Annotated in this window: 25 protein-coding genes; 11 read left to right on the top strand and 14 right to left on the bottom strand. The window is 65.6% G+C overall.

The window, feature by feature from the left end; all coding sequences use genetic code 11:
* Positions 1–8: 8 nt before the first annotated feature.
* Together LVQ62_RS11450 and LVQ62_RS11445 are read right to left on the bottom strand one after the other, a co-directional pair.
* On the bottom strand, positions 9–1217 hold the full coding sequence (locus LVQ62_RS11450) for an ABC transporter substrate-binding protein (RefSeq protein ID WP_233761708.1): 1209 nt from the start codon (positions 1215–1217) through the stop codon (positions 9–11).
* Positions 1214–1408: a hypothetical protein gene (locus LVQ62_RS11445; RefSeq protein WP_233761706.1), complete on the bottom strand. Its 195-nt coding sequence runs from the start codon at positions 1406–1408 to the stop codon at positions 1214–1216. The genes LVQ62_RS11450 and LVQ62_RS11445 overlap by 4 nt, the downstream gene beginning before the upstream one ends.
* A gap of 401 nt (positions 1409–1809) precedes the next feature.
* Between LVQ62_RS11445 and LVQ62_RS11440 the strand changes: the two genes are divergently transcribed.
* The 3 genes from LVQ62_RS11440 (at position 1810) to LVQ62_RS11430 (ending at position 4459) form a co-directional block, all read left to right on the top strand.
* Positions 1810–2700, top strand: coding sequence for a MurR/RpiR family transcriptional regulator (locus tag LVQ62_RS11440; RefSeq protein WP_233761704.1), 891 nt, complete (start codon positions 1810–1812; stop codon positions 2698–2700).
* Positions 2701–2755: 55 nt separating this feature from the next.
* Complete coding sequence (locus LVQ62_RS11435; protein WP_233761702.1) at positions 2756–3562, top strand: SDR family NAD(P)-dependent oxidoreductase; 807 nt, start codon at positions 2756–2758, stop codon at positions 3560–3562.
* 318 nt (positions 3563–3880) lie between these two features.
* The gene (locus LVQ62_RS11430) at positions 3881–4459 is read left to right on the top strand and encodes a putative glycolipid-binding domain-containing protein (protein WP_233761700.1); all 579 of its coding nucleotides are present in this window, start codon (positions 3881–3883) and stop codon (positions 4457–4459) included.
* A gap of 262 nt (positions 4460–4721) precedes the next feature.
* On the opposite strand, the gene LVQ62_RS11425 is transcribed toward LVQ62_RS11430, so the two are convergent.
* The 6 genes from LVQ62_RS11425 to LVQ62_RS17555 form a co-directional block, all read right to left on the bottom strand.
* Positions 4722–6473: a DEAD/DEAH box helicase gene (locus LVQ62_RS11425; RefSeq protein ID WP_233767779.1), complete on the bottom strand. Its 1752-nt coding sequence runs from the start codon at positions 6471–6473 to the stop codon at positions 4722–4724.
* A 476-nt stretch (positions 6474–6949) separates the two neighbouring features.
* Positions 6950–7813 carry a succinylglutamate desuccinylase/aspartoacylase family protein gene (locus LVQ62_RS11420; RefSeq protein WP_233761698.1) on the bottom strand — a complete coding sequence of 288 codons (864 nt, stop codon included), beginning with the start codon at positions 7811–7813 and terminating at the stop codon, positions 6950–6952.
* A gap of 226 nt (positions 7814–8039) precedes the next feature.
* Positions 8040–8660: a class I SAM-dependent methyltransferase gene (locus tag LVQ62_RS11415; RefSeq protein ID WP_233761696.1), complete on the bottom strand. Its 621-nt coding sequence runs from the start codon at positions 8658–8660 to the stop codon at positions 8040–8042.
* Positions 8661–8917: 257 nt separating this feature from the next.
* Positions 8918–9568, bottom strand: a complete 651-nt coding sequence (locus LVQ62_RS11410) for a LysM peptidoglycan-binding domain-containing protein (protein ID WP_233761694.1) — start codon at positions 9566–9568, stop codon at positions 8918–8920.
* A 352-nt stretch (positions 9569–9920) separates the two neighbouring features.
* Positions 9921–10373, bottom strand: a complete 453-nt coding sequence (locus LVQ62_RS11405) for a hypothetical protein (protein ID WP_233761692.1) — start codon at positions 10371–10373, stop codon at positions 9921–9923.
* A gap of 16 nt (positions 10374–10389) precedes the next feature.
* The gene (locus LVQ62_RS17555) at positions 10390–10515 is read right to left on the bottom strand and encodes a hypothetical protein (RefSeq protein ID WP_255696391.1); all 126 of its coding nucleotides are present in this window, start codon (positions 10513–10515) and stop codon (positions 10390–10392) included.
* A 29-nt stretch (positions 10516–10544) separates the two neighbouring features.
* Here LVQ62_RS17555 and LVQ62_RS11400 point away from each other — a divergent pair, with 29 nt between their 5' ends.
* Positions 10545–10883 carry an Ig-like domain-containing protein gene (locus tag LVQ62_RS11400; RefSeq protein WP_370639705.1) on the top strand — a complete coding sequence of 113 codons (339 nt, stop codon included), beginning with the start codon at positions 10545–10547 and terminating at the stop codon, positions 10881–10883.
* A gap of 58 nt (positions 10884–10941) precedes the next feature.
* Here LVQ62_RS11400 and LVQ62_RS17875 read toward each other — a convergent pair whose 3' ends face one another.
* Entirely contained in the window at positions 10942–11235 is a 294-nt protein-coding gene (locus LVQ62_RS17875) for a hypothetical protein (protein ID WP_370639615.1), read from the bottom strand.
* Here LVQ62_RS17875 and LVQ62_RS17870 point away from each other — a divergent pair.
* The gene (locus tag LVQ62_RS17870; RefSeq protein WP_370639614.1) at positions 11234–11650 is read left to right on the top strand and encodes a fasciclin domain-containing protein; all 417 of its coding nucleotides are present in this window, start codon (positions 11234–11236) and stop codon (positions 11648–11650) included. The genes LVQ62_RS17875 and LVQ62_RS17870 overlap by 2 nt on opposite strands.
* A 392-nt stretch (positions 11651–12042) precedes the next feature.
* On the opposite strand, the gene LVQ62_RS11390 is transcribed toward LVQ62_RS17870, so the two are convergent.
* The 4 genes from LVQ62_RS11390 to LVQ62_RS11370 all read right to left on the bottom strand — a co-directional run bounded on the left by LVQ62_RS11390 (position 12043) and on the right by LVQ62_RS11370 (position 16532).
* Positions 12043–12327: a hypothetical protein gene (locus tag LVQ62_RS11390; RefSeq protein ID WP_233761688.1), complete on the bottom strand. Its 285-nt coding sequence runs from the start codon at positions 12325–12327 to the stop codon at positions 12043–12045.
* Between the two features lie 983 nt (positions 12328–13310).
* The gene (locus tag LVQ62_RS11380; RefSeq protein WP_233761684.1) at positions 13311–13886 is read right to left on the bottom strand and encodes a rhodanese-like domain-containing protein; all 576 of its coding nucleotides are present in this window, start codon (positions 13884–13886) and stop codon (positions 13311–13313) included.
* A gap of 61 nt (positions 13887–13947) precedes the next feature.
* Positions 13948–15225, bottom strand: coding sequence for an FAD-dependent oxidoreductase (locus LVQ62_RS11375; protein ID WP_370639613.1), 1278 nt, complete (start codon positions 15223–15225; stop codon positions 13948–13950).
* Entirely contained in the window at positions 15222–16532 is a 1311-nt protein-coding gene (locus tag LVQ62_RS11370; protein WP_370639612.1) for a rhodanese-like domain-containing protein, read from the bottom strand. The genes LVQ62_RS11375 and LVQ62_RS11370 overlap by 4 nt, the downstream gene beginning before the upstream one ends.
* Before the next feature lie 182 nt (positions 16533–16714).
* On the opposite strand from LVQ62_RS11370, the gene LVQ62_RS11365 reads away from it, so the two are divergent.
* The 6 genes from LVQ62_RS11365 (at position 16715) to lgt (ending at position 21064) form a co-directional block, all read left to right on the top strand.
* The gene (locus LVQ62_RS11365) at positions 16715–17560 is read left to right on the top strand and encodes a GntR family transcriptional regulator (RefSeq protein WP_233761680.1); all 846 of its coding nucleotides are present in this window, start codon (positions 16715–16717) and stop codon (positions 17558–17560) included.
* 77 nt (positions 17561–17637) lie between these two features.
* On the top strand, positions 17638–17904 hold the full coding sequence (locus LVQ62_RS11360) for a rhodanese-like domain-containing protein (RefSeq protein ID WP_255696555.1): 267 nt from the start codon (positions 17638–17640) through the stop codon (positions 17902–17904).
* A 205-nt stretch (positions 17905–18109) separates the two neighbouring features.
* Positions 18110–19492: a chloride channel protein gene (locus LVQ62_RS11355; RefSeq protein ID WP_233761676.1), complete on the top strand. Its 1383-nt coding sequence runs from the start codon at positions 18110–18112 to the stop codon at positions 19490–19492.
* Positions 19489–19683, top strand: a complete 195-nt coding sequence (locus tag LVQ62_RS11350; protein ID WP_233761674.1) for a cytochrome c oxidase subunit 4 — start codon at positions 19489–19491, stop codon at positions 19681–19683. The genes LVQ62_RS11355 and LVQ62_RS11350 overlap by 4 nt, the downstream gene beginning before the upstream one ends.
* A complete protein-coding gene (locus LVQ62_RS11345) occupies positions 19683–20036 on the top strand; it encodes a DsrE family protein (RefSeq protein WP_233761672.1) in 354 nt (117 codons plus the stop codon). Before LVQ62_RS11350 ends, LVQ62_RS11345 begins: the two co-directional genes overlap by 1 nt.
* A 146-nt stretch (positions 20037–20182) precedes the next feature.
* Positions 20183–21064 (top strand): prolipoprotein diacylglyceryl transferase, encoded by an 882-nt coding sequence (gene lgt / locus LVQ62_RS11340; RefSeq protein ID WP_233761670.1) that lies wholly within the window; start codon positions 20183–20185, stop codon positions 21062–21064.
* Positions 21065–21593: 529 nt separating this feature from the next.
* On the opposite strand, the gene LVQ62_RS11335 is transcribed toward lgt, so the two are convergent.
* Positions 21594–22544 carry a LysR substrate-binding domain-containing protein gene (locus LVQ62_RS11335; protein WP_233761668.1) on the bottom strand — a complete coding sequence of 317 codons (951 nt, stop codon included), beginning with the start codon at positions 22542–22544 and terminating at the stop codon, positions 21594–21596.
* Positions 22545–22693: the final 149 nt, after the last annotated feature.

Here is a 22693-nt window from a genome sequence, read left to right as displayed (position 1 = left end):
GGGCGCGATTACTTGCTCTTCCACACGTCGGCGAGGGGGTAGTTGCCGAGCGGTGTCACCTCGAACTTGTGCACCTTCTTGGAGACCCCGTACGCGAACGGCGCGTAATACAGGTACGCCAGCGGGGCATCGTGCGCAGTCACGTCCTGCAGCTGGTTGTAGAGCGCGGCTCGCTTGGTCGGGTCCACCGTCTGCTCCGCCTCGCGGTTGAGTTTGATGGCGGTCGGGCTCGAATAGTTGGTGTAGGCAGACTTCGCACCACCGGCGGGGTCCACCGCGAAGCTGGTCCACTCATCGGGGTCCGGAATGTCCATCGTCCACGCGGACAGACCCATCTCGTACTGCATGTTCTGCTGGGCGTTGTGGTTCGCGGTGGGGTCCAGCTGCTTGATGGTGACGTTGATGTTGTAGGGCTTCAGGTCGCTCTGGATGATCTGCGCGGTGGTCATCTTCGAGGCATCACCGGACGGGATCAGCAGCGTCGTACTGAAACCATTCGGCACCGAGGACTGGGCGAGTTCGTTCTTCGCGAGGGCTGCGTCCTTCATGATCCCGGGCGTGCTCTTCTGGTAGAAGGGCACACCGGGCATCAGCAGCGAGTTCGCCGCGGTCCCGTGGTTGAAGAGGACCGCCTTCACGATGGCCTGGCGATCGATCATCGCCGAGATCGCGCGGCGTACGTGGATGTCCTGGAACGGCTTCTTGGCCTCGTTGAACGCGACGTAGTCCAGCTCGGTCGAGGGGAACGCCGTGGCGGAGACCGTCGGGGAGCCCACCGACTGGAACGTCGACCAGTCCGGGTACTCGTCGACGTCGGCCTGCCCGCCCTGCACCTGCAGCTTGCGCGTGTTGGAGTCGGGCACGACGTTGAAGGTCACGGACTGCAGGTGGGGGTAGCCCTTCTGCCAGTAGTTGGGGTTGGCGAGCAGCTTCAGGTACTGCCCGCGCTTCCACTCCCCCCACTTGAACGGCCCCGTGCCCACCGGCGCCTGGTAGAAGGCGTCCATCGTCTTGCCGCCGTAGTTGTTCGGCACCACGGCGTTGGAGAAGAGCGCGAGGTCGGCGATCAGGGGTGCCCACGGGTGCTTCAGCGTCACCACGACCACGTACTTGCTGGGGGCCGAGACCTGCTTGGTGGAGCTGTTGATGTAGCCCCAGCCCGTGGACGCGTACTTGGTGTCCTGGTCGATGGAGAACTTCACGTCGGCCGAGGTCATCTCCGTGCCGGTGGAGAACTTGATGCCCGGCTGAGCTGGATCGTGTAGGTCATCTTGTCGGCGGAGATCGTGTATCCCTTCGCCAGCAGAGGGGTCGTGCCCTTGCCGTCGGGGGTGACGGTGAACAGGGGCTGCAGCATCTGCTCGAAGGTGAAGATCGACGTGTTGTCGAAGGTCAGGATGTTGTTCATGGACTTGGCGTCCTGGGCGCGTGCGACGACCAGGTTCCCGCCCTGGACGGGGGTCCCCCGTCGGCGTTCGTCCCAGAGGTGCCGCCGGAGGCACCACCCGAACATGCGCTCAGCGCAACGCTGCCCATCGCGAGAGCACCCACGGTGGTCAGACTCAGAACCTTGCGTCTCATGGCCTACTCCTCGATGTCGGACGACCCGAGACCCGCGGCGCCAGTGCCCCGCGGGTCGTTGTGTTGAACGTACGGACGCTGCTCCCCCGGTACCAGGAGGGTGAGCAGGTCGTTACGCAAACGTTATTACAGATGTGTCTTGCGCTCTGATTTTGTGTGGTCTGGTTACATCTGTTACGCACCGTCGTGACCCGTCCCGGTCATGCGATCGAGAGTGGAGGCCCTTGTATGCCAACGGAACCCTCGGCGTCGTCCACGGTCGACGCACGGGTGCACCAGATGATGGACGGGCTGAGCGACGCCGAACGACGCGTCGCCAGGCGACTCCTGGCCGACTATCCGGCGTGCGGACTCGGCACCAGCCACAGCCTCGCCGCGGAGGCCGGGGTGAGCGCGCCGACCGTCGTGCGTCTTGCCACACGTCTGGGCTTCACCGGGTTCAGCGACATGCAGCGGGCGCTGCGTTCCGAGGTCTCCAGCGGGGCCAGCAGCCCGGTGCAGCGCACGATCGCGCAGAGCCATGATCCGCACGGGCCCACGCCGTTCGCGGAAGCGATGCAGCGACGTGCCGAGGCCGTCACCGCCACCGCGCGCAGGCTGCCACCGTCCGAACTGGACTCGGCCATCGGCCTGATCACCGGTTGCACCAAACAGATCCTCATCACCGGCGGGTTCTTCTCCCGCTCCATCGCCCAGGTCCTCGCCCTGCAGCTCTCCCAGGTGCGCGGCGACGTCGTGTACGTCGACGATCCACTTCGCCACGACGCAGGGCTCATCCTGGATGCCCGAAGGCGTTCTGTCCTGGTGCTTTTCGATCTACGCCGATACGAGCCGGCATCTCTCGAACTGGCCCAGCAGGTCAAGGCCTCCGGACTGGACGTCATCCTGATCACCGACCGGTGGATGTCACCGGTCGCAGCGGTCGCCGATGTCGTCCTCACCGCGGAAGTCGAAGCCGTGCCCTTCGACACGTTCGTCGGGCTGCTCGCGCTGGTCGAGACCATCGTGGAGTCCGTGATGTCCCGGATGGGGGCACAGGGCATCCGTCGGATGCGCAAGTGGGAGGCCCAGGCGGTAGGTCACACCAGGGCCCACAACACCAACCCGCCACATCAGTGACCACCAGCCGGCCGGCGAGGCCGGACTCGCGAATAGACCGCAACGAGGAGACACGATGACCGAGAACCTGCAGCACAAGACCGCGATCGTCACCGGCTCGGGCAATGGGATCGGTCGGGCCATCGCGACCGCTCTCGGAGCCGCGGGCGCACAGGTGATGGTGTCGGACGTGCTGGTCGACGACGGCGAACGCACGGTGCGGGAGATCGTCGACACCGGCGGCGAGGCCGCCTTCACCGCCGCGGACGTCTCCGATGCGGACCAGGCGCAGGCGTTGGTCCGCGCGACGGTGGAGCGCTTCGGATCCCTCGACATCCTGGTCAACAACGCCGGCGTCGGTGGCGGCAAGCTCCGGCTGCACGAGATCGAGCCGGCGGACTTCGACCGCGTGATCGACGTCAACCTGCGCGGCACCTTCCTCTGCACCAAATACGCACTGCACCACTTCCTGGAGCAGGGCAGCGGGTGCGTGGTCAACACCGCATCGACGTACGGACTCATCGGCGCACCGAACGCCGCCGCGTACTGCGCGTCCAAGGCGGCGATCATCAATCTGACCCGTCAGCTGGCCGTCGACTACGGTCACGACGGCCTGCGGTTCAATGCCATCTGCCCGGGATACATCGACACCGGGCTCGGGCGGCGCGGCCCGCAGTTGTCACCCGAGGAGTTCGACGCGGCGACGGCCATCAGGGAGAAGGCCGCGGGCATGCAACCGCTGGGACGTCAGGCCCAGCCCAGCGAGGTGGCCAACCTCGCCGTCTTCCTGGCCTCCGACTCCGCGTCGTTCATGACCGGGTCGATCGTCACCGTGGACGGCGGGTGCACGACGACGTTCAACTACGGCGAGGCCAGCAACTAGCCGCGGCGTGGCGGCGTGTCCCGCCCCGGGGAGCGCAGCCTCGCCGACGTCCGAAGGTGCCGGGGCGCAAGTCCGCGCGGCGGGTCCACCTCGCGTGAATCAGAACGCGCACGATGTCGGGATCCTGCGCTCGTCCCGTGCGCCCCGGACACGGCCACGACAAGAAGCGCTCTGGGGCGCGACGTCCGGGCGGCGAGGACCGCGTCCGTGCTGCCGAATCGGCCCGCACGTCGTGGGTCACCGGCAAGACTGGGGCACCTCTCCCCCGCCACGTGGTCGCCGTGCGTGTGCCACTCAGGAACAGAGCTGGAGTCCGTCATGGTTTTCCTGCCGCTCCCCCGCAGCGCCGCCTGGTCCCACCGATACACCCGCACCGCGCTCGAGGTCGCGTTCTTCGAATCCAGCACTGAAGGCTACGTATTGGCGGGGTGTACGACCGCCGTCGAGGATGCGAGCCCGTGGCTCGTGAGCTACCGCATCGCGGTCGACACGCAGTGGCGCACCCGCCATGCCGAGATCACCGGTCGCTCCGAGGGCGGCCCCCGCTCGCTGGTGCTGGACAGTGACGGCGAAGGACGTTGGTCCGTCGACGGAATTGCCCAACACGAGCTGGAGGGGTGCTTCGATCTGGACCTCGAGTCCTCGGCGCTCACCAACACCCTCCCCGTGCACCGACTCGCCCTGCCCCCAGGTGCCAGCAGCCAGGCACCAGCCGCGTACGTCCGAGCCCACGACCTCAGCTTCCATCGCCTCGAGCAGCAGTACGCACGCACTCACGACCCCAGCGCCCAGCGATACTCCTACGCCGCCCCGTCATTCGACTTCTCCTGCGAGTTGACCTACGACGCTGCGGGCCTGGTGCTCACCTACCCAGGGATCGCCACCCGCCTCGTTTAGGCGGGTGGCGGTGGTTTCGTGGCCTACCACCACGTCCTACCGCCCAGAGTGACCCATGCCGCCGCGTTGCGGAACGTGGGCTCAGGCCGGGGAAGGCGCGCTTACGAGCTCGCAGTAGACCTCGGCGATCGTGTCGGTGGTCAGTAGTCCGTCGCCCTGCAATTGGAGGCGAGCGCGCGTCGATCCCACGCGAGACTGGTGAGATCTGCCGGTCCCTCGCACCGATCCCGTCGGGGCCGATGCGCCGGTGATGCCGGCCCGGTCAGCCCTTGTGGCGGGGCTTGCGAGTTGCCCGGTCCTGGAAGGACTCCGCGGAGCCCTTCGTGCCGTCGTCATCGGCTAGGTCGATCAACCTGCCCGAGATGCGGGTGGTGCGCAGCTTGTCGAAGACCTCGGGGGGCAAGTCGGCCGGCAGCTCCACGAGCGAGAAGTTGGGCCGGATCGAGATGGCGCCGAAGTCGCCGTGGCTCAGTCCGCCCTCGTTGGCGATGGCGCCGACGATCTGGCGCGGCTCCACCTTGTGCCGCTTGCCGACATTGATCCGGTAGCTCGCGAACGTCGTGTGGCCGGGCCGGGCCCGTCGTTCGTGCTGGGCGCCGCGCTCGGGCCGGGCGCCGCGATCGCCACGGCTGGACTTGCTGCCGCCGCCGCGGTCGGGTCGCTCTTCACGGGCGGGGCGCTCGGTGCGCCGCGACTTCTCGGCGAGCGGGTCGAGCAGCAGCGGCTCCTCGCCCTGGGCCACCACGGCCAGCGCGGCGGCCACGTCGACCTCGGGCACGTCGTGCTCGCGGACGTAGTGGGCCACGATCTCTCGGAACCCCTCGATGCGATCCCTCGCCTGCAGCGCCTCGGTGATCTGGTCGTCGAAGCGAGCCAGACGCGTGGTGTTGACGTCCTCGACGCTGGGCCAGGACATCTGGGTCAACGGCTGGCGGGTGGCCTTCTCGATGTGCTTGAGCAGGTACCTCTCCCGCGGAGTGATGAACGAGATCGCATCGCCGCTGCGCCCGGCCCGGCCGGTGCGCCCGATGCGGTGCACGTAGGACTCGGTGTCGGTCGGGATGTCGTAGTTCACCACGTGGCTGATCCGTTCCACGTCGAGGCCGCGGGCCGCTACGTCGGTGGCCACCAGGATGTCCAGGGCGCCGGACTTGAGCTGGTTCACGGTCCGCTCCCGGACGTTCTGGGCCACGTCGCCGTTGATCGCCGTGGCCGAGAATCCCCGGGCCCGCAGCTTCTCGGCCAGAGTCTCGGTCTCGTTCTTGGTGCGGACGAACACAATCATGCCCTCGAAGTTCTCGACCTCCAGGATCCGCGTCAGAGCGTCGACCTTCTGCGGATAGCTCACCGTGAGGTAGCGCTGGGTGATGTTGGCCGCCGTGGACGTCTTGCCCTTGACGGTGATCTCGACAGGGTCGTCGAGGTACTTCTTCGACAGCCGGCGGATCTGAGCCGGCATCGTGGCCGAGAACAGCGCGACGTTCTTGTCCCTGGGAGTGTCTGCCAGGATCGTCTCGACATCCTCGGCGAAGCCCATCTTGAGCATCTCGTCGGCCTCATCGAGCACCAGGAAGCGCAACTGGGTCAGATCGAGAGTGCCCTTGTCGAGGTGGTCCATGATCCGACCGGGAGTGCCGACGACCACATGGACGCCCCGGCGCAGCGCGGAGAGCTGCACGCCGTACCCCTGGCCGCCGTAGACGGGCAGGACCTTGACGCCCTTGAGGTGGGCTGCGTACTTCTCGAAGGCCTCACATACCTGCAGCGCGAGCTCGCGCGTCGGGGCGAGCACGAGCGCCTGCGGCGCCTTCTGCGTGAGGTCCAGGCGGGACAGGATCGGCAGGGCGAACGCCGCGGTCTTGCCGGTGCCGGTCTGCGCGACGCCGACGACGTCCCGGCCCTCGAGCAGCGGCGGAATGGTCGCGGCCTGCACGGCCGACGGGGTCTCGTAGCCCACGTCACGCAACACGGCCTGCACCTTCTCGGGCAACCCGAGCTCGGCGAAGGTCGGCATCTCGCGTGCCGCCGGGGTCTCGTCCGCTACATCACTCACCCGTCGACGGTAGTGGGTGCGGGCACCGGCACCCGATGCAGCGTCGCGGTAGCCCAGTTCATGGCACGAGTGACTTCGCCGCGAGTGCCCCACTCCGCCGCGATTGCTCCGGTTCCCAACCAAGGTTCCGCAGAGATGACCGACTCGCGTTGAGGTCCTGCCCCGTCGGTCGGCCTGACTGACGTGTGACGCCGACCAGGACGCGGTGACAGTCCTGCCTCCCGGCAACGATCAAGATCGATGCCATCACCGTCCCCGCCGGTTCCGGCGCTGAGCTCGCCCATCGGTTCGCTGCTCGCGCTGGCACGGTCGACCACGCTGACGGCTTCGAAGGTCTCAAGTTGATGCGACCCACTGACGGCAGGGACCATGGCTGCCCAACACTCGTTGGCGCAACGACGAAGGTGGTCGCAGACGAAGGTCGTGCTCGACGGCGGTCAGTGCGTCGGACGAGCGAGGGCGACCACCACGTCGCCGGCATTGACCGCCAGGCTCGTCATCACGTAGGCGACCACCGCCTCGTCGGAGACCAGCACCTCTTGCAGGACATCACCGAACGGGTCCTGTATCGCACCGACGAACTGGCCGGCTGAGACGGTCTCACCGGCTGTGACTGCGGGGAACCACAAACCGGCGTGTTCCGCCAGCTTGCTCGGGACTGCATCGAAATTGGGAAGGCTGCGCTTGTCGCGGGGTGCGCGATGCGGCGTCATGCCGAGGTGGGCGATGACGTTGTGCAGGCCGTCGCGTTGGATGTCGACCTCATGCTCGGTCCATCGGCCTTGTCCACCCACCTCGATCAAGACCGCCTGGATCCCAACCTCGGTTGCAGTCTTGATCGTGGTGCCATTGCCGCTCAGCCCTATGCGGCGTGCGACGTCGAAGCACTCGCTGAGCGCTACGGCATTCGGGTCCGGAGTTCCGCCTGGGCCGAGGAACACCCCGACGAACGGGTCCAACCCTTCGGTGAGGTCGCCACTATGGCAATCGATGTAGAAGCCACTGCGCGAGATGACGTTCTCCCACAGCCAATGAGCAAGGCGATCGGTGGGTGAACCCGTCGGGTTGCCGGGGAAGGAGCGGTTGAGGTTCTTCCCATCGGCGGGGTTGAGGTAGGCACGTCGCTCGGCGAAGGCCTGTGGGCTCGACTGGAGGCTGGCAATGACCGTGCCCCTCAGCTGTGCAGGGTCCAGACCGTCGAGGAAGCGTCGGACGGACACCATCGATACATACTCGCCGCCGTGGATCCCCGCCGTGATCGCCAGGACGGGGCCCGGTTCGAGCCCGTGAACGATGACCACTGGCAGCTGTACGACGCCGCCGTCCGGGCCGAGGTCGATCCGACAGTAGCCGCGCATTCGTTGGCCAGCCGAGGCATGAAGCGAACCCCCGTGACGGACGGCCTTGCGGGCAGGGCGGAGGTGTCGGCAATCCTCACGGCGTTCCTTTCATCCATTCGAACCTCAGGGCGCCTGCTGTGCGGGCGGCGGCGACCGGACTTCTGCCGTTGAGCGATGTGCGTCGGTTTCAGGCACGCCGAGCCCAAGCGCCGTACAACGGGTCGCGACCCCATCTTGGTGTGGTCCGCAAGGCGGTCGAGACTGCTTCGAAGCCCGCCTGTTGCAAGTACGTCCGGACAATCGCGACGCGTCCGTCCTCGTCGGTCGCCAGCCACCCGTAAACCGCCTTGGTCGGGAAGCACCGGTTGCTGAAGGTGAGCACCACGACCCCACCGGGACGCAACACGCGCGCCGCCTCGCGGAGCACCTCCACCGGGTGGATGAGATAGTCGATCGAGACGCAGCAGACCACTGCGTCGAAGGACGCGTCCGCGAACGGCAATTGCTGGTCGAGGTTGAGGTCCTGGACGACGACCTGGTCGGCCAGCGGGTTGGCCTGCAACTCCACGGCGTTCATTCCGAGCGCGACCAGCCCACCGCCTGGCTTCCTGGACAGGTGCGACACCCACGACGACATCAGGTCCAGGACCCGGCCCTCGGGAACCCCCAGCTCGTCGTACAGCTCGCTGACCGCCGCGATCGCCCCGTCGTCGATATGGGTGACCAGGCGCGGCGGTCCGTAGAAGTCGGCGTCGTCGCCGTTGTCCTGCCGGTCGAAGAATCCGGCTGGCCACTCATCGTCCGTCATCACTGCATCCTGCTCCCTGCGTCCAAGCGCCTCGGTGGAGCCAGGTCGACCGGCCACACGGCTGAGACGAACGGGGTAGGGCTCACTACTCAGCCATGACGACTTCTGGAGCGCATGCCGTCACGGAGGGCAGGCGCTTCGTCACCCCACGCCACTGGAACCGCGGGTCAACGCCGACTCGGGTCGATCTGCCTGCCGCACAGCACGGATCCCACCGCGCAGCGTTCGCGCGGTGGGACCCATGCGTCACCGATCGGTCAGGAAGTAGCGGAGGAAGAGGACGTCGTGCGTTTGCCAGCGTGTGAGTGCGGGACGCGGTCCGCGGCCTTGGCGATCGCGGCGTTCACGTCCTTGTCGATGACGGCGGTCAGAGTGGCGGTACTGACGTGCTGCGCGGTCGCGATCTGCTGCAACGTCTCACCCTTCTTCAAGTCGGCCGACAGTGTCTGCGGGCTCAGCTTCAATGTCGCGGCCACGTTCTTGTACGCCCCACCGAGCCCATGATGCTTGGCCCACGCGTGGGCCGCCGGGTGCTTGCCCGTCTTGCGCACGGGAAGCTTGGTGTTGATCAGCTTGGTCACCCGCGCATCCGCGGTCGCGTCGAGGCGGGACAGCAGCGTCGCGCGGGACACGTGATGGCGGGCGGCGATCTGGACCAGCGACTCACCAGCCTTGCGACCCGCCTTCAGGCCCGCGACATCGGTGCCGGCGTCCTTGGCGATGGCGGCACGAGTCAGGCCCAGCTCATGAAGCCTGTCCCGGTGACCCTTGTGGTGGTGATGACGAGTGCTCTGGGCGGTGCTGGACTGTGCCGTGGAGGCCGATGACGCGTAGGCCGGAACCCCCACACCCACCGCGGCGACCGCGGCCAGGCTCGAGCCGGTGATAATCTTGGTCCTGCGAAGCATGCAACTACCTTTCAACAGCGTCGGGCGGATGCCCGCTTACCCGCTCACAATGGGGTCTGCGTCTGCAACAGGCCTGTGGGGCCCTGTGCTGAGCCTGTCAACCATGGGCTGGTGACCCGGATCGGGGCCCGATCGGCTCGTCTATCGCGATCACCTTGTGACGAGTCGGAGTCCAGGTAGGCAGCTAGACAGTCGGTTACACAGCCACCTCGCGTTCATCCGACGACGCAGCCACCACGAAGACACCCGGTCCAATGACGACTCGACGAATTTCCGTGCACTGCAGGTCCCGGCGAGGCCAACGGCGAGACCGGCCACCCTCGGCCGGATTCCGCAGCGGATGGAGCGCGCGTCACGCCACACCCAGGAATTCGATGACCACTGGTATCCGGTACGACGACATTGGGACGACTTCATCGGAGGCGCACCTTCCGTTGCCGGCCGGCCCGCTCGGCGGCAGCAGACGCGCTGACAGATCCGCGGCCCCGCGTGAACAGGGGCTGCGGTCGAACCGCCCGCGAACCACCGCGGCCCGAGCACGGGTCAGGTTCGTCTGGCCGAGGTCGATCTCAGGCTTCGCGCGATGCCGCAAGCCGCAAGCCGCAAGCCGCAAGGAGTGTCCACACCGCCTGCAGGATGAGAACCCCCATTGACCATCCAGATAGGCGACCGTTGTGAGGACCGCGGAGCCGTCCAGGTTGAGCGCGAGGTAGGCATAGCTGTGCTGCGACAGCCGGCCGATCTGCAGGAGTGCGAAGGGCAGGAGGATACCGATCGCGCCGATGAATTGCAGAGCAAGATCCATTGCTGTCACCCCCCACTCAATGAGCAGCTCGCGGCGTGCGGCCCCGCAGTCGTTCGGTGATGCTCCAGAGGGAGACGAGCGCCCAGACCGCTTCGTGGAAGACGAAGCCCCACTCGGCGGTGAGGACGCCCGTGACGGTCATCGCGGCGGAACCGGGTCACGCTCCGGACCATCGACGGACCGATCAAACCCTCGACGCGCATCGACACGCCCGGGTCCTTCGCGACGGTCAAGGGCGGCAAGGTCGTCATCGGCGGCGTCGCGTGGGCCCAGCGGCACGGAGTCGTACGCGTGCAGGTGAGTCTCGACGAAGGCCCCTGGAAGGACGCCACCATGGGTCCGGACGTGAACGTCGACTTCTGGCGCCGGTGGGTCTATATATGGAACACCACGGCCACCGGGCAGCACGCTGTCCGCGCCCGCGTGGTCTACGTCGAGGACTCATTGCAGTCCGAGACCCGCAAGGACGTCTTCCCGAACGGGTCCAGCGGAATCGTCAACATCGGATGAAAGTCATTATGCGCATTGGCAATCCGCGAATATCAGGTCTCCGAACACCTCCCGTATCTCAACCAATCCAACTCGTCACAGCGCGAAACCCCACCAGGAGATCCCCCATGAAGACGCGTTCCATCACCTCGGCTGCCGCCGTCACCGCGATCGGCGCCATCGCGCTGACCGCCTGCGGCAGCAGCAGCGGTTCCGGCAGCTCCAGTGCCGCCCCCTCCAGCTCGTCCAGCTCCGCTGCGTCGTCTTCCTCGTCGTCGGCCCCCAGCAGCAGTGCGGCCGCTACGGCCGCCCAGCCGTTCGGCCCCGGCTGCTCGGCCGTACCGAAGACCGGTAAGGGCTCGTTCGGCGGCATGACGCAGGACACGGTCGCCACCGCGGCCTCGAACAACCCGCTGCTGTCGACGCTGGTCACCGCCGTCAAGAAGGCAGGCCTGGTGGACACGCTGAACAACACCCAGAACCTGACCGTCTTCGCGCCGACCAACGACGCCTTCGCCAAGCTCCCCAAGGCGACCCTCGACAAGGTCCTCGCCGACAAGACGATGCTGACCAAGATCCTCACCAACCACGTCCTGCCCACCCGCCTCGGCCCGGACAAGATCGTCGGCACCCACCAGACGCTCGCCAAGACCAGCGACACGGTGAGCGGCACCGTGCCCACCCTGACCGTCAAGGGCGGGGCCACCGCGAAGATCATCTGCGGCAATGTGCAGACCGCGAACGCCAACGTCTACATCATCGACACGGTCCTGGTCCCGGCCAGCTGAACAAAGACGACGACTATCACCCGGGCAGTCAAATACGTCACGGTCCAAGGACCTCGGCAGCTATACCCACCAGGATGCATATATTTACTCAAGACTAATTGTGCTGGACAGCATTTTTTCATGGTCACACTCGCTGGGAGACCCCCGTCTCCCAGCGAGTGGTGCGAGGACTCCGATTACATAGAACCAGATGGCAAGACCGGGTTTGGCTTCTCAGCCCATTCGGTAGCGAGACCGCTGCATCATGTCCCTCCGGTGACCCAATCCTGGCCAACAATGAGAGTCAACGTCGGCGATATCATCTAGTACATCAGCCGGTGCAAGGTTTGCCTTTAGTGACCGAGTCCTTTCCGACATTCACGGACGGGCCACAGGGTTAAAACGAAGCCGGTTCAGCCGCGTTCCGCCCAGAACCGGTAGAGCCAGGAGTCATAAAACTTCCCGGACAGCCACGCGTCGTCCCCCCGTGGCATGGGTTCGAGGAACCGCCCCTGCATGTCGAACTTGAGGTGCTCTTGAGTTGGGTCCGGGGAATCGGACGGCACTCCGAGGTAGGTCACCATGAAATCAGCACCCAGGACCTTCTCAGCCACCATGGCAACACGCGGGATCCGCCAATCCGCCAGCGGAAGAACAATCTGCCGCGGGGCCCCGTATTGGGCAAGCTCACGTTTCACGTAGTACAGATTACTGATGACATCCCTGGATTCTCCTTCGCGAAGGATGTCTGCACCCGAGACCCCCGGGTAACGAGATCGTCCGCCAAACGGTCGCACTCGCGAAACGGTTGAGCCGCTTGGCCACGAGCAAAGCTCAGGCTCTGATCTCCTGATGTGATCACGACCGGCTTGATGGACGCATGGGCGTAGCGCTGGGCTGCCAGGTCCAGGGCGTCATACACGTGGCGTGGGAAACGCCAGGTACCCGGGTCTGGCTGCGATCCAAGAACGACGATGGTCTCGCGCCGATTCACCGCGACCTCGATCCTTAGTCGGCCGCGTTCACATGCAGCCGTGCAGGTGGGGGCTTCGATGGTAGCGAGACTTTCGCATCGGCTGTGGTTGGCATCGAAACAAAGCGTGATGATAGGGATCTGGGACACACGAGTGGACACGCGGCTCTCGCGGGCCCCATGTTCTGCCCTTAGTAGGTGCGTTCATCGCGCCCCTGGCGTCAGGCTCGTCGTCGGCTGCCGTGTGCATGCACAATGGGCACCGTGCGCGTTCAACTGCTGTGTTTCGATGAGTGCCCCAATTGGGGGGCAGCCGACGCGCGCCTGCGGGAGGCGCTGACGTGGTTGGGGTACCCGGTCGAGGTGGAGAAGATCCTGGTGGAAACCCAGGAACAGGCGCAGCATTGGAAGTTCCCTGGTTCCCCGACGGTTCTGATCGACGGGGCGGACCCCTTCGCCTCGCCAGGTACCTCGATCGGGTTGTCGTGTCGGCTGTATCGGACACCGGAGGGTGTCGACGGTTCGCCTACGGTGCGTCAGTTCGTTGAGGTCCTATCCCGCAGTAACGGCTTAGCGCACGGTTCGCTGAAGCCTGACGCAACGTAGACGTCACGGGCAGAGGCGCGTGCACCGAACCAAGCACCGTCCATGTTGCAGCTGAGCCGACTGCCGTGAAGTACCGGGGAGATCTCATGATCCATAAGGTCGTCACCGGAGGGTGGTGGCGTGGTTCTCAGTCACGAGTGCTGCAACGGCCGCGGCACTGTCTGTGCTGGCCGGATGGTTGTAGGGCAATCGTCCTAGGACGTTGGCCATCGCGCAGGTGTTGGTCATTGCCGAAAAGCTCAGTCCCGCACCGATACCGGCGGCGATGTACCGCGATCGCGGGACGCGCCTGCTGGCCATGAGGCTGACCAGGACGATGGACCCGGCGACGAGGCGTACTTGGCGTTCCATGGCCCATCGCTGCCGACCTGTAACTGCCGGACGCCTTTCCGCGGTCCATGCGGCCATGCCACCATCGAGCACGTGCACGTTGGTGGCGCCGTGATCGATGAGGGTTTGTGCCGCTTTGTGGGCCCGGTTGCCGGACTGGCAGACCACGACGAGGGGGTGTGGATGCGTGGCAACCAGCTGCTCGGTGTACCGGTCGATTTCGTGCAGCGGGATGTTCGCGGCCTCGTTGATGTGGACGGTCTCGAACTCACCGGGGGTTCGCACATCGAGCATGCGAACAGGGCCCATGTCGTGCAGCTGGTGAGGGGTCAGGGTGGGTGCGGGCATGAGAACTGGGGTGTCCTTAGGGGTTGTTCAATGGGCGATGGCGGGGCGGACGTGGTGTGGCCTAGACCCGCCCGCGGAGCATCAGATTCCAGTACATGAAGGGAAGGCCGTACCGCTTGAGATACCACATGTCGCGACGCGATTTGGTGGTGTCGATGACGGGGAAGGAGGGGTGAGGTCGCATGGAGTAGTCGAACTCGGCGAGCAGCATGGAGTGGCGTGAGGTCGTCAGTGGGCAGGACGCGTACCCGTCGTAGCTGGCCGGGAGAGCCTTGGATTGCCGTGCGGCGAGCAGGTTGCTGACCACCACGGGGGCTTGTTTGCGGATTGCCGCACCCGTCTTGGAGTTGGGGGAGGACCCGGCGTCGCCCAACGCGAAGATGTTGGGGTAGCGGGTGTGTTGCAGGGTGTTCTTGTCGATGTCCACATAGCCGGTGGGGCTGTCGGGAACGGCCAGGGGGGTGGCTTTGAGCCAATCGGGGGCTGACTGCGGGGGGACGACGTGCATCATGTCGTACTCGATGTCCTCAGTCGTTTCGGCCGCGTTGTTGGTGATGCGGGCCCGTCTACCGTCGGCATCGACCTGGGTCAGTTCGCTGTTCTTGTGCACTTCGATGCCGTAATCGGCGACCACTTTTTCCAGTTCGTCGGAGAACTCTTTGACGCCGAACATCCCGGGCGTGGGAAGGACCAGAACGACGCGGATGTCGTCCAGGACGCCTTGCTCGCGCCAGTAGTCCGCGGCGAGGTAGGCGATCTTCTGAGGTGCACCGGCACACTTGATGGGTCCGGCGGGCATGGTGAAGACCGCGGTGCCGGAGCGGGTCTGTTGGATCAGGTCCCAGGTTTTCGGCGCGAGGTCACGTGAGTAGTTGCTGGACACCTCGGAGGTGTTCAGCGCCTCGATCATCCCGGGGATCTTGTCCCAGTCCAGTTGGATCCCTGGGCAGACGATCAGCTGACGGTACTGGTGCACACCGTTGTCAGTGGTGACCGTTTGAGCGTCGGGGTCGATGCTCTGGGCGCTCTCACGGATCCACCGGACCCCGTCCGGGATGAGCGAGGATTGGGGGCGTCCGCTCTTTCCCATGGGCGCACGGCCTCCGCCGACCAGCGTCCACAGCGGCTGGTAGTAATGCATGCTGGCCGGATCGATGATCGCGATGTTGTCGACGCCGGCGTGGTTCAGGCGGGCGGCAGTGCTGATGCCAGCACTCCCTGCACCGATGATTAGCACGTTGTGCTGGTGCTGTTGTGCCATGGGTTTCCTCACATTCACGGGGTTTGCGATATTGAGGGCCGCCGCGTCAGGTGGGCGTAGCGGGTCGGGATTTGTCACGCGGTGGGTAATCCCGCGGCGTGAGCGTGGTCGTAGTCGTCATCGATGTAGACGACGTCGCGCCCGGCACGAGCCAGCAGACTGGCGCCAATGCTGGCGCGAAATCCTGAGGCGCAGTGCACCCACAACCGGCCCGGTGGCAGGTCTTCCAGACGGGTCAGTAGGTCGCTGAGGGGGACATGGGCGGAGTCGTGGATATATCCCTGGGCTCGTTCGTCGTCGCGACGGACATCCAAGATGACGTCGCCGGGGCCGGCCTGTGCGGCGACCTCGGCGAAGTTGACACGGGGGTAGCTGGTTCGCGGCGCGTCGGCGGCGACCTGGTCCAAGTCGCCGCTGCGGGCACCGGCCAACTGGTCCACACCGATGCGGATCAGCTGGCGTTGAGCGTCGGTGACCTGCTGGGGGGTATCGGCGATCACCGTCAGTGGGGCGCCCCAGGGGGCGAGCCATCCCACGTAGGTGGCGAACTGCGCACCCAGCGCGATGCTCACGGTGCCTTCGATGTGGTCGGCGGCGTAGGCGGTGCGGTCACGGAGATCGATCACCCATTCCCCGGCTCTGATGCTGTTGGCCAGGTCGGCGGCGTCGACTTCGCGGGGTGGGTTCAGGTCGGGCACGCCGGGGCCGGCCAGGTTCAGCGGTGCCATGTGCGCGTAGTAGGCGGGGTAGGCGGTGAGATTGGCTACCAGGGTGTCGACGAATTCCTGTTCGTTCTGGGTCACCAGGGCGTCGTTGCGGCCGCGCTCGATACCGATCGTGCTGTCTTGTCCACCTGCAGCGGAACCGGAGGAGCAGAAGCTGCCGAACCCGTGGGTGGGGTAGACCGGTGCGTCGTCGGGCAACAGGTCAGCAAGGCGGTGGGCCGAGTGGTACTGAGCGTGAGTCAGTTCCACGGTGCGGGCCGGATCCACCAGATCGGTGCGTCCCACGCTGCCGTACAACAGGGATCCGCCCGTGAACACTGCCGGAGGACAGTCGGGCGCGGTGATATTGGTGATCACGAACGCCAGGTGCGTGACGGTGTGCCCGGGGGTGGCCACGACATCAACCCTCAGGTCGCCGACCTGCAGGGTGTCGCCGTCACGGACGGGGGTGCGTTCGAACGCGACCTGATCCTCGCCATTGACCACGTATCGCGCGCCGACGCGGCGCGCCAGCTCGTACCCACCGGTCACGTAGTCGTTATGAATATGGGTCTCGAGTACCACATCGACGCCCACCTCGAGCCGGGCCACCACGTTCAGTACGCGGTCGATATCGCGCTGCGGGTCGATCACGATGGCGTGCGAGCCGTCGTGCACCACGTAGCTGCGGTCGCCCAGCTCGGATGTGTCCAGAACTTCGACCTGCATTACGCAACCCCACTAAATGTCCAGTCATACCCGGCGAAGTGCCGTGGTAATGTCCAGACATTACGCGGATCGGTGAGTCGACACAAGACGAGGCTGCGAACACGGCGCAGGTCAACGAGAAGAGGAGGTGCACCATGAACAGCAGTACCGGCGTGCGGCCACTGGACCGGCAGGCGCGGACTCCGCTGTGGCAGCAGCTGCGCGATGACCTGTGCCGACGCCTTGAGACCGGGGAGTTCGCCGATAGCCCCTTCCCGGGGGAGCTGAGCTTGCGTGAGCAGTACGGCGTCAGTCGTCACACCGTCCGCGAGGCGCTGCGGCAGTTACGAGATGACGGTGTGGTGACCGCGGCCCGGGGTCGTGCACCACAGATCCCGCCAGCGGCCCAGATCGAACAACCGCTTGGTGCACTGTACAGCCTGTTTGCTGCGGCTGAGGACGCTGGGATGGAGCAGATCAGCCAGGTGCGAGTGCTGGATCTCCGCGTTGATGAAGTCGTGGCGGGCCGCCTGGGACTGCCCAACGATGTTCCCTTGCTCTACCTCGAGCGATTGCGACTGGCTGACGGCGAGCCCTTGGCAGTGGACCGGGTGTGGCTTCCCGCGCAGCTGACCGCGCCGCTTCTGGACAGCGACTTCACGCGCACCGCTCTCTACGACGAACTGGACCGTCGGTGCGCCATCCGGCTCACCGGCGGCGAAGAGCATCTTCGCGCCGTGGTCCCCACAGCACCCGAACGGGTACTGCTGAAGATCAACGACCGCACGGCGGCGTTCGCCATCGAACGTACCGGCACCTGGGGCGATCGTCGGATCGAGTGGCGACACACGCTGATCCGAGGCGACAGGTTCAGCGTGAGCGCCAGTTTCGCTGCCCGGACCGGGTACCGCCTCGGCGTCGCCGCCCCGCTCCTTCACAGCGATCAAGCCTTCGTCGATTCCGCGTTACTGTCCGCTGCCCTAAGGAGTACTCATGCCTGACGCCACTTACCCGCACCCTGGGCCCGACATCACACCCGCCGAGACGCGCTCCGCTGCAGTGACCCCCCACCGTTCTCCTGGACGTCCGCGAGGACGAAGAGTGGGACCGTGGTCACGCCGCCGGGGCCGTGCACATCCCGTTGGGTGACCTGGAACCGGCCACCATGGACACGGCGGTGCCGGTGATCACGATCTGCCGATCGGGAAAACGCTCCGGCAAAGCCGCCGAGCGGCTGGCGGCCGCCGGGTTCCAGGTCCGCAACATGGTTGGGGGCATGAGCGCATGGCACGAGCAGGGACTGCCCATGGTCCGCGACGATGGCAGCGCGGGGGCTCTGGAGTGACCAGCGAGTCCTCACCCGGCAACGACCAACAGCCACTGCACGCACTGGCCCCTTGACGGTGCGGCAGCCAGGACACCTGAACCGTGACCGACCCACCCGTGCGGCGCGACTCGGCGGGCCGGGACACCCCGTGCCCCCTAGTTCCCAACCCTCGCCAGGTGGGTCGGCGGGCTCGTCGCCGTTGGCCTTGACATTGTGCGTCGTCGTGGCCGGACTGTTGAGCGGCGTGGCCGGTGTCGCTCTCAGCTTCGTGTTGCACCTGGTGGAGTACCAAACCTTCGGCTACGACCATGGGATGTTCCTGGACGGCGTTCGGCAGGCACCCCGGTGGCGCCGGGTTGTCGGCCCCGCCCTGGGAGGACTGCTCGCCGGCGGCGGGTGGTGGTGGATACGACGACAACGCCCAGTGCTGACGGTCAACGAGTTGGTCACCGGGTCTTCGCCACGACCAGCCCTGTGGCGTGTCAATCTCGACGCCCTTCTGCAAGTGCTTGTCGTCGGTTCCGGAGCATCCATCGGTCGCGAGGGGGCACCTCGTCAGATGGCGGCCCTGCTGACCGCCACTGCCATCGAACACCGCAGGATCAGCCCCGCGCACCGCTCGGTGCTGATCGCAGCAGCCGCCGGTGCTGGCCTTGCCGCGGTGTACAACACCCCCATCGCAGGCGCACTGTTCGCCGTCGAAATCACCTTACGAACTCGCCGAATGGCCACCCTGGCGATGGCCCTGGCCGTTTCGGGGATCGCGACCGGTGTGTTGTGGTCCGTGCACGGAACCGCACGGGCCTACCACTGGCCCGGGACCACACCCTCCTGGCCCACCACCCTGGCCTGGGCCCTCATCGCGATCGCGCCGTGCGCCATCGTCGGAGAAAGATTCTCCGACCTCATGTCCCGCGCACGAGCAAAGACCACCCCCGCCACCCCCTGGCTGATCATCACCATCGGCGCCGCGGGAACACTGCTGGGCATCACCGCCTGGTGGTTCCCCGAACTCTTCGGCAACGGCAAAGCCATCATCGACACCATCATCACCGGACACGGCACCATCGCAGTGTTCCTCGCCCTGCTGCTGCTCAAACCCCTGGCCACCAGCATGTACCTGCGAGCAGGAGCAACCGGAGGCCTGATCACCCCCGCGCTGGCAACCGGAGCCGCACTCGGAGCCGCCGCCGCGGTCACTACCCACGCCCTCGGCCTACCTCTGCCCACCCCCACCTACGCCATCATCGGCGCCGCCGGCGTACTGGCCACCACCCAAAAGGCACCGTGGTTCGCGGCATTCTTCGCCTGGGAACTGACCGGGCCACCCCTATGGGTCCTGCCCTGCGTGCTGCTGACAGCCATCGGCAGCCACCACCTCGCCGCACACCGCGCGACCACGCACGCACCACCGCTCACCCGACCCCCGAAGGTCAGCGACTCCGCGTCCAGCGCACCCGCTTCCACAACCACACCCCCCATGCCACGAGCAGCGGCACCATCCCCAGATCCCAAGACAGCGCCAAGACACTCGAAGACCCCGTGTCCTAGTCTTGGAAAATCACCGGAGCCTGATCAGTCACCTGTGAGAACGGAACTCCCATGAAAGTTGGATACCGCATATTCGGCATCCTGTGCGTCTTCTTCGCAGTCGTCGGTGTCATCTGCGGGATCTTCACCACGTTCCACGAGCCGGTGGGCTTCACTGCCCTGCTGTTGTCCAGCGGCCTGACCCTTCTGGCCCTATGGGCTATCGAACGGGTCTTTGAACATCTCCGCCCAGAAGGCGCTATCTGATGCGTATCCCGGACGATCAGGACCCGAGCGTCGTGATGCACCTGCCCGACCAGACCACCCTCGCCGCCGGACTGCTCAGCGCCACCAACATGCGACGTGAACTAGGTCAGGAAACGGTCATCGAGATCGTGGTCCAAGGCGCAGCAGTGCGACACCTCTGCAATGACTCCGACCTCAGCAGCACCATCAAGAAAACTCTCCTTCATGGCTGCACCGTCGCAGCCTGCGGCAACTCTCTGCGCGCCCAGAACCTCGACCCCCAACTCTTGATCGACGGAATCAACGTCGTCCCCTCCGCAGTGGCCTACGTCGCGCAACGCCAATGGCGCGGTGCCGCCTACGTGCGTCTGTGATACGCCACGACGTGCACACTCAGGGGCCGCTGGTGCTCGGTCTGGGGTGACGTGCCCTGCATGCGTACGTCCGTGGGCACCGCACGACCGGTGAGCAGCACACCTCAGCATCTACAGGGCTCAGCCCGGAATGAGATGGTCCGCGCATGGTGAGTCATGCCGCTGCGGCGGCTTTCGCTGGTGCTGCGCCGGCCTATCTGCCCAGCCCACCGGTCAACGGCTTCCACCTCGGGCCGCTGTTCGTTCACTTCTACGGACTGATGTACGTGATCGGCATCGCGCTGGCGTTCTACATCACCTCGCGGCGGTGGGAAGCTGCCGGTGGCGACGTGGCCGTGATCTACGACGTGCTCTGGTGGGGGCTGCCCGCGGGAATCATCGGCGGACGCATCTACTTCGACATCACCACTCCATTCGACATCCCCCACCACTGGTGGGGGATCTTCGCGGTCTGGCAAGGCGGCCTGGGCATCTGGGGAGGCGTCGCCCTAGGAGCAGCCGCCGCCATATGGCGACTACGCCGAGCAGGAGCACCGGTGGGAGTGTTCATGAACGCCGCCGCACCCGGGTTGCTTGTTGCCCAAGCCATCGGGCGGATCGGCAACTACTTCAACCAAGAACTGTTCGGCAAACCCAGCACCCTGCCCTGGGCCGTACAGATCAGCAGACCAGCACGACTGACGTCAGGGATGCCGCCAACAGACCTGCGGTACACCACCTTCCAACCGTCCTTCCTCTATGAACTCATCTTCGACCTGTTGCTCGCCGCAGCCCTGATCTGGGCTGGTTACCACCGACGGATCAAACCTCAGGGCCTTTTCGCGCTCTACGTCGCCGGGTACTCCGGATACCGGATCTTCGAGGAGACCATTCGTGTCGATTCTTCGGCGCACTTCCTCGGCGTTCGCCTCAACCTACTCGTCGCAACCGCCATCACTGCTGCTGGCCTCATCTGGTTCGCAATAGTCCAGCTGCATACCCGGGAAGACACCCCTCAACCAGAGGCTGCAAGAACGGCGAACACTTAGTCGACCACCCGGTTCCACATTGCTGGAAAGCAACCCACACCACCACTGCTAGCCGGGCCACATGCCTGGTGGAGTGGGGCCGCCTCCCCTCTGTCGGCGCTCGACGTGGGGCGCCACGGACCCGGGCCTCGTCGGCGCTCGATTCGGGACCATCCGAATTTCGGTGTTTCTGATCAAGGGCGCCTGCCCGTGTAACAGTCTCGTTCTTGGAGTACGTCGTGTAGTTGAAGCTGAAAACGCCCCTTTCGGACATAGTTGGACGTTGTTGATCAAGGTGGAGCCAGAGTCTGACCTGCGCAAACGCGCTCGCGCGAGCGTTGGACGCGGCTGATGAAAATCAGTCCGCATAACTTGTTGCGGACTATTTGCGAACTGCCGACCCATACATTGACGACTCCGCAAAGGCCTTTGGCGTCGCCGTTGACCAGCTCCGCGGTGACCCTTCGCCTGGCTGAACCGAATCCTGGCGAACGTTTCGTTCTCCCACTAGTCCCCCTCTGTAGGTGGCTACGACCCGAATACACCCCACCTAGATCTTGGGCGACCGAGTCGTCGATGAGGCAATGTAAGCGAGCATGTCGCGCGCAGCGCCGGCCGGTGCTGTCCGACCTCCCACCCAGATGGCGCGGAGGTCGCGACGCAGGTCCAAGTCCGCGATCCTTACCGCAGCTAGGCGTCCAGCGGCTACGTCGTCGCCCACTGCAAGCCGACTGACAACGGTGGGCCCCGCCCCGGCGAGCACCGCCGTTCGCACAGCAGCGGATGTGGACAACTCGAGGGCCGGTTCGACGAAGGATTGCTCGATACCGGTCTTTGCCGCGACAGCGGTCTCGAAGAAGTCGCGCGTGCCAGACCCCCGTTCACGCACTACGAGCGGGAGTCGCGTCAATTCGTCCACTGTCACCGCCCCACGCCTGCGCGCCCAGGCGTGACCCGGGGGCACGACCAGGATCAACTCGTCGTGGGCCACAACCGTGCTGCGTAGGCCACGCGGGGCCCGGGGTCCCTCAACGAACCCGAGGTCGGCCTCACCGGATCGAACCTGTTCTGCGACTTGCACACTGTTCGTCGCTGTCAGGACGATTCCTAGGGGGTCTCTTCCATGCCGGCGGGCGTCCGTCTGAAGGCCCACCAACCACATCGGCAGCAACTGTTCGGCGATTGTCAGACTGGCACTCAGACGAATGCTCACCCTCACGAGATCCCGCAGAGAAGCGATCCCCGCATCTACCTTCGCGGCATGACGCAGCAGACTGTCGGCCCACTCCACCACCAGACGGCCGTGTTCGGTCAGTTCGGTCCCCCGCGAGGTCCGAGTGGTCAACCGCGATCCGACAAGATTCTCAAGCGCGGTGATGCGTGCTGAGATCGCTTGTTGGCTCGTCCCGACCTCGATCGCTGCCTTACTCAAGCTCCTGGTCTGCGCAACCACCAGCAGGACATCGAGCGCAGCGAGATCGGGCATCCTGGGCGACAACACGCCCACACTCTAGTCTTCGACATCACAATGTGCGTTTGTGGCCGCACAAGGTTAGCAAGGGTGTTGCCGGTGAGCCCACTGAGGCATCGTGGACGGCATGACGAATACGACGGTCGAACGACAAGCGGGCGATCCGGGCGGACGACCGC

The organism is Allobranchiibius sp. GilTou73 (assembly GCF_021391335.1).
In the GTDB taxonomy this organism is placed as follows: domain Bacteria; phylum Actinomycetota; class Actinomycetes; order Actinomycetales; family Dermatophilaceae; genus Allobranchiibius; species Allobranchiibius huperziae.
Note: the sequence above shows the minus strand (reverse complement) of the source record. Positions and strands in the feature narration are given on the sequence as shown.